Origin of the sequence: Sphingomonas sp. CCH9-E2, from assembly GCF_001557215.1 — a bacterium.
GTDB lineage: Bacteria > Pseudomonadota > Alphaproteobacteria > Sphingomonadales > Sphingomonadaceae > Sphingomonas.
Window position 1 is genome coordinate 1 of record NZ_LSJM01000211.1, and the last position, 5,339, is coordinate 5,339.

Here is a 5,339-nt window from a genome sequence, read left to right on the forward strand (position 1 = left end):
CGGGCGGGCCGAGCGCAGGCTCGCCCACCGGGCCGCCATAGAGGAAGGCGGTGGCGCCGGGGGCAACATCGACCTCGACCCGCGCCGCAAGCTCCATGAACAGGTCGTGCGGATGCTGGCGATCGACCAGCGCGCGGCCATTGGCGGTCTCCCCGGCGGCGAACAGGTTCGGATAGCCGCGACGGCCCATCAGCGGATCGAGGCTGAACATGCCGCGCAGCTCGATCCGCGCGGAATCGCTCAGCGGGCGGCTGGCGGTGACCATGCCCATGCTCTGGACGAACGCCATGTCGTCGCCGCGCGGGCCGCCCTGGCTGGTCACCGCGCCCCAGGCATAGCCATGTGCCATCAGCATCCAGTCGCCGGTCATGACGTGCAGTCCGCCATGCTGACCGCCTTCGGCGGCGGGGAGCAGGGCGGTGCCGGACGCGATCTGGGCGTTGGGCTTGGGCGCCTCGGGAGTGTCGTGCGCTTCGTGCGCGCCATGGTGCTGGTGATCGGTCTTGGCCGGCGCGGGAGTGTGCGTCGGGGTCGGTTCCGCATGTCGACCGTGTTCGTGCGCGGGGGCTGGTGCCGGTGCGGGCGTGGGGGTGGGTGCCGGCATCGTGTGCTGGCCATGGTCATGCGTTTGCGCTGCCGCCGCAACGGGCAGCGCCGTCGCCGCCAGCAGGGCGGCGAGCGTCGTTCGATAGGTCATGATGCTAAACTCCGTGAATGATCGGGAAGCGGGCTCAGGCCCCGCAGTCGATCACCCGCGCGGAGGAGGTGGCTCGGGCGTCAGCAGCGCGCCAGTCATCGCGCGGGCGGGGCCGATCGCATCGTGACGCGCAACGAATGTCAGCGGTTCAGCGACCGCGCTCACCTTCATCGTCGACGGCGCGATGCAGCCGACGCACAGGCTCTTGCCCATCGCCGGCACCTTGTCGGGCTGCGGAGCGGGGGCGTCATGCTCCATCGGCATCGCCATCTCGGCCATGTCGTGACACGCCGGTGCCGCCGCCGCCGGGGCGGGGACGGTGCCGAGCACGAGTGCCAGCAGGATGAGCAGCCGGAAGATCACGCCCGGCCCTTATCATTGCCGTCGCGCCAGCGCCACTCTACCATGAAGCGATGCCGCCCCCCGATCTCGCCGCCGGACTGCGCAAGCGCCTGATCGGCGTGATCCGCGCCACGTTCAACGATCAGGACAAGGGCGAGAAGCCGGTCACGCGCAGCGACGCCGCGCTGTTCGCGCGCGAAAGCGTCACCTGGCGCGTCCATGGCGACGTCACCACGATGATGGTCGGCGGCGTTGCCTCGCTGTTGCTGCAGATGCTCCACCCGGCGGTGCTGGCCGGGGTGTGGGACCATAGCGCGTTCCGCAAGGACATGCTCGGCCGCCTGCGCCGCACCGCGCGCTTCATCGCCGAAACCACCTATGCCGAACGCAGCATCGCCGAGGCAACCATCGCCAAGGTGCGCGACGTGCATGAGCGGGTGGCTGGCACGCTTCCCGACGGCACGCCCTATCGTGCCGACGATCCCGAACTGCTCGCCTGGGTGCATGTCACCGAGATGTGGAGCTTCCTCGCTGCATGGCAGCGCTACGGCGTGCCGGTCAGTCGCGCGGAAGAGGATGTCTATTACGCCGAAACTGCGCGCGTGGCGGAGGCGCTGGGCGCCGACCCGATCCCGCGCAGCCGGTTCGAGGCGGAGCGGCTGATCACAGCGATGCGTCCGCAGCTGATGGTCGACGATCGCACCCGCGAAGTCGCCCGCTTCCTGCTGAACCAGCCCTCACCGAGCCTCGCGATGGCCCCGGCACAGGCGGCGATCTTCGCCGCAGCGGTCGATCTGCTGCCCGACTGGGCGCGCGCGATGCACGGGTTGCAACGTCCGGTCGTCGCGCTGCCGCTGGTGCGCGGATCGACGCTGGCAATCGCCAAGACATTCCGCTGGGCGTTTCACTAGCGGAACCATTTTTGGGCGCTTAGGTTCTCGGACCATGACCCAGACCGCATCCCCCTCGAACAGCCGCGTGCGCGCCGTCGCCGCGCTTGTCTTCGCACTCGCTCAGATCCTCGCCCCGCTGTTGCCCGCCATCGGCATCGGCAATCCGGTCGGCGAACAATCGGCGGATACGCAGACACTGATCACGCCCGCTGGCTGGGCGTTCGCGATCTGGGGACCGCTCTATTTCGGTACCCTGGTCTATGTCGTCTACCAGCTGCTGCCGCGCCACCGCGACAGCGAACTGGTGCGCCGGATCGGCTGGCATTTCGCGCTCGCCGTGCTCGGCAACGCGCTGTGGGTGACCTATACCCAGCTGTTCAGCCTCGGCTTCCCCTCAGTGCTGATCATCGTGTTCACGCTGGTCAATCTTCTCGCGATCCTGCGCGTCTTCGCGGGTACCGCAGCCTTCACCCTCGCCGAGCGGCTGGCGGTGGTGCTGCCGCTCAGCGCCTTGGCGGGCTGGCTGACCGCCGCGACGATCGTCAACATCGCCGCCGCGCTCAACTTCCACGGCATCGTGCTGCCCGGACCCGCGCCGTTGATCTCGGCGGCAATCCTGATCGTCGGCGGCGTGATCGTCGCAGCGGCACTGGTCGGCACCGGCGGCAACCCGTGGTACCCGATCCCATTCCTGTGGGCGCTGTTCGCGATCCACCAGAAGTCAGGGCAGGTGCATGACGCAATCGCCACCGCGACCATCGTCGCAGGGCTGCTAGTGGTGGCCACCCTGGTCGTGATGCTGGCCAGCGCAGAGCGGCGGAAGCGGTATTTGGGTTGAGGCACGCAAGCCCAACCCGTTGATTCCCCTCCCTGCAAGGGAGGGGAGTTGCCCGGTGGATCAGACGTTAAACCGGAACAGCATCACGTCGCCGTCCTGGACGACATATTCCTTGCCTTCCGACCGCAGCTTGCCGTTGTCGCGCGCACCGGTTTCGCCGTTGAACTTGACGTAATCGTCGAACGCGATCGTTTCGGCGCGGATGAAGCCGCGTTCGAAATCGGTGTGGATCTCGCCCGCCGCCTGCGGCGCCTTGGCCCCGACATGGGTGGTCCAGGCGCGCGCTTCCTTCGGCCCGACGGTGAAGAAGGTCAGCAGGTGCAGCAGCGAATAGCCCGCACGGATCACGCGGGCCAGGCCGGTTTCGGTCAGCCCCAGCTCGGCCAGGAACTCGCCGCGCTCTTCGGCGGGCATGGTCGCGATCTCGGCCTCGATCGCGGCGGAGACGACCACGGCCTGCGCGCCCTCGGCCTTCGCCTTTTCGAACACGCGCGCGGAGTAATCATTCCCGTCTGCGGCATGCTCTTCATTGACGTTGCAGACATAGAGCACCGGCTTGGCGGTGATCAGCTGCGCCTGCTTGAGCACGCGCTCCTCTTCCGCATCGTTCGGTTCGACCAGCCGGGCAGGCTTGCCCTCGCGCAACAGGTCCAGCGCTTTGCCCAGCACCGATGCCGCGATCTTGGCTTCCTTGTCGCCTTGCGCCGCCTTTTTCTGAAGGTTCGGCACGCGCTTCTCGAGGCTTTCGAGGTCGGACAGCATCAGCTCGGTCTCGACCGTCTCGGCGTCGGCAATCGGATCGACCTTGTTGTCGACATGCTGGATGTCGTCATTCTCGAAACAGCGCAGGACATGGACGATCGCGTCCACCTCACGAATGTTGCCGAGGAACTGGTTGCCCAGGCCCTCGCCCTTGCTCGCGCCGCGCACCAGGCCTGCGATGTCGACAAAGCCGAGCTGGGTTTCGATGATCTTGGCCGATCCGGCGATCTTCGCCAGCGCGTCCAGCCGGTCGTCGGGGACCGCGACATTGCCGACATTCGGCTCGATCGTGCAGAAGGGATAGTTGGCCGCCTGCGCCGCCGCAGTCTGCGTCAGCGCGTTGAAAAGCGTCGATTTGCCGACGTTCGGCAGGCCGACAATGCCGCAGCGAAAGCCCATGGGTCTCTTGGTCCTGTGATCCGGGAAAGGCGCGCAAATACGCCGGAGACAGGCAAAAGGCTAGACCATGAAAAGACCCGCCGGTCGCGAGACCGGCGGGTCTTGTTGCTCGTGCGCTCCGATCAACGGCAGCGCACGTTGCCGCGATCGATCTCCCGGCCCAGCACGGCGCCGCCAGCGCCGCCCAGGATCACGCCGAGCAGATCGCCATTGCCGATCGCGCCGCCCAGAATGCCGCCCAGCGCGGCACCGACGACAAGGCCGGTCGTGCCGTCATTGCGACGGCAATAATAGCGGCCGTCGCGCCCGCGATAGACCTGATCCTGCCGGCTCAGGCGACGCTCGCGATAATTGCCCTGACGGTAGCTGCGCGACGCATCCCAGTTGCGGTCGCTGCCGCGCCAGCGATAGTCACGGTCGCGATAGTCGCGGCGATCGTCCCAGCGCCGGTCGCGGCGCTCATTATATTCACGGTCACGCTGACGCTCGCGCTCTTCCCAGCTCTGGGCGTGCGCCGTGCTCGACAGCAGCGGCGCAGCCGGAACCGCCAGGGTCACGGCCAGCAATGCGGTAATTGCCTTGTTCATCATCAATCTCCCGATGGACGGTTGAACCGTGTCATCGGCGAAATGGTTCCGTCCCGGGCGCGAAGTCAGCGATAGTTGAAACTGACGCTGATCCGCTCGCCCTTGCCGGTATGGGGTGTCACCTCATGCCGCAGCCAGCTTTCCCACAGGAAGATGCTGCCCGGCTCCGGCTGGGCATAGACGAAGGTCTGCAGCTCCTCCGGCGCGTCGGGGCGGCGGGGCGGGGCGGCCATCAGCATCGGCAGGCGCGGATCCTCCAGCTTGAGCGCGCCCGCGCCCGGAGGCACGTCGACATAGATGGTGCCGGACACCACGCTGTGCGGGTGGATATGCCCCGAATGGGTGCCGCCGGGCTTGAGGATATTCACCCACAGGCTGTCGAGCCTGAGCTTGCGCGACAGGTCGAGTGCGCAGGCATCGGCAAAGCGCGCGACATGGCGGTTGAGGTGGCGGACCAGATCGCCAAAGCGCGGGTCGCGGTCGGGCAGATCGTCGAGCGAGGCGTAGCTGGTATAGCCGCGATAGCCATGCTCCTTCGACCAGCGCTGCCCCGCGCGATCCTGCTCGGCGAGGTCGCGACAGGCATCGGCCAGTTCGGCGAGCAACACGGCGTCGTCGAGCTGCGTCTGCGAAAAGCGGGTAGCGAACAGCGTCTTGATCGTCATCCCGCCCGCACAGCATGGACGCGGGGGCGGCGCAAGCGGCGCGGGTTGAAAAGACCGATTCTTCCCCTGCGCCGCAGGGGAGGGGGACCGCCCGCGAAGCGGGTGGTGGAGGGGCGGCCGCGCAGACGGCCGTGACCAGCTCGGCAAAATTCCGCC

The 5,339-nt window shown here is 67.5% G+C and carries 6 protein-coding genes and 1 pseudogene; 2 read left to right on the forward strand and 5 right to left on the reverse strand.

The window, feature by feature from the left end; genetic code table 11:
- A pseudogene (locus AX681_RS09995) lies at positions 1-697 on the reverse strand (hypothetical protein); the annotation flags it as partial.
- A 51-nt stretch (positions 698-748) separates the two neighbouring features.
- The gene (locus AX681_RS10000; protein ID WP_066657321.1) at positions 749-1,060 is read right to left on the reverse strand and encodes a hypothetical protein; all 312 of its coding nucleotides are present in this window, start codon (positions 1,058-1,060) and stop codon (positions 749-751) included.
- A gap of 50 nt (positions 1,061-1,110) precedes the next feature.
- Between AX681_RS10000 and AX681_RS10005 the strand changes: the two genes are divergently transcribed.
- Positions 1,111-1,950 carry an oxygenase MpaB family protein gene (locus AX681_RS10005; protein ID WP_066657312.1) on the forward strand — a complete coding sequence of 280 codons (840 nt, stop codon included), beginning with the start codon at positions 1,111-1,113 and terminating at the stop codon, positions 1,948-1,950.
- 34 nt (positions 1,951-1,984) lie between these two features.
- Positions 1,985-2,770 carry a hypothetical protein gene (locus AX681_RS10010; protein ID WP_066657309.1) on the forward strand — a complete coding sequence of 262 codons (786 nt, stop codon included), beginning with the start codon at positions 1,985-1,987 and terminating at the stop codon, positions 2,768-2,770.
- A gap of 60 nt (positions 2,771-2,830) precedes the next feature.
- Here AX681_RS10010 and ychF read toward each other — a convergent pair whose 3' ends face one another.
- The 3 genes from ychF to AX681_RS10025 form a co-directional block, all read right to left on the reverse strand.
- Positions 2,831-3,931 (reverse strand): redox-regulated ATPase YchF, encoded by a 1,101-nt coding sequence (gene ychF, locus AX681_RS10015; RefSeq protein ID WP_066657307.1) that lies wholly within the window; start codon positions 3,929-3,931, stop codon positions 2,831-2,833.
- Positions 3,932-4,053: 122 nt separating this feature from the next.
- Positions 4,054-4,518 carry a glycine zipper 2TM domain-containing protein gene (locus tag AX681_RS10020; protein ID WP_156442614.1) on the reverse strand — a complete coding sequence of 155 codons (465 nt, stop codon included), beginning with the start codon at positions 4,516-4,518 and terminating at the stop codon, positions 4,054-4,056.
- Positions 4,519-4,583: 65 nt separating this feature from the next.
- Entirely contained in the window at positions 4,584-5,183 is a 600-nt protein-coding gene (locus AX681_RS10025; RefSeq protein ID WP_066657302.1) for a TIGR02466 family protein, read from the reverse strand.
- Positions 5,184-5,339: the final 156 nt, after the last annotated feature.

What these genes read in the sequence shown, in the direction of transcription:
- AX681_RS10010 (WP_066657309.1), top strand. Translation starts at nt 1,985, where the DNA reads ATGACCCAGACCGCATCCCCCTCGAACAGCCGCGTGCGCGCCGTCGCC.
- AX681_RS10020 (WP_156442614.1), bottom strand. Translation starts at nt 4,518, where the DNA reads ATGAACAAGGCAATTACCGCATTGCTGGCCGTGACCCTGGCGGTTCCG.
- AX681_RS10025 (WP_066657302.1), bottom strand. Translation starts at nt 5,183, where the DNA reads ATGACGATCAAGACGCTGTTCGCTACCCGCTTTTCGCAGACGCAGCTC.
- ychF (WP_066657307.1), bottom strand. Translation starts at nt 3,931, where the DNA reads ATGGGCTTTCGCTGCGGCATTGTCGGCCTGCCGAACGTCGGCAAATCG.
- AX681_RS10005 (WP_066657312.1), top strand. Translation starts at nt 1,111, where the DNA reads ATGCCGCCCCCCGATCTCGCCGCCGGACTGCGCAAGCGCCTGATCGGC.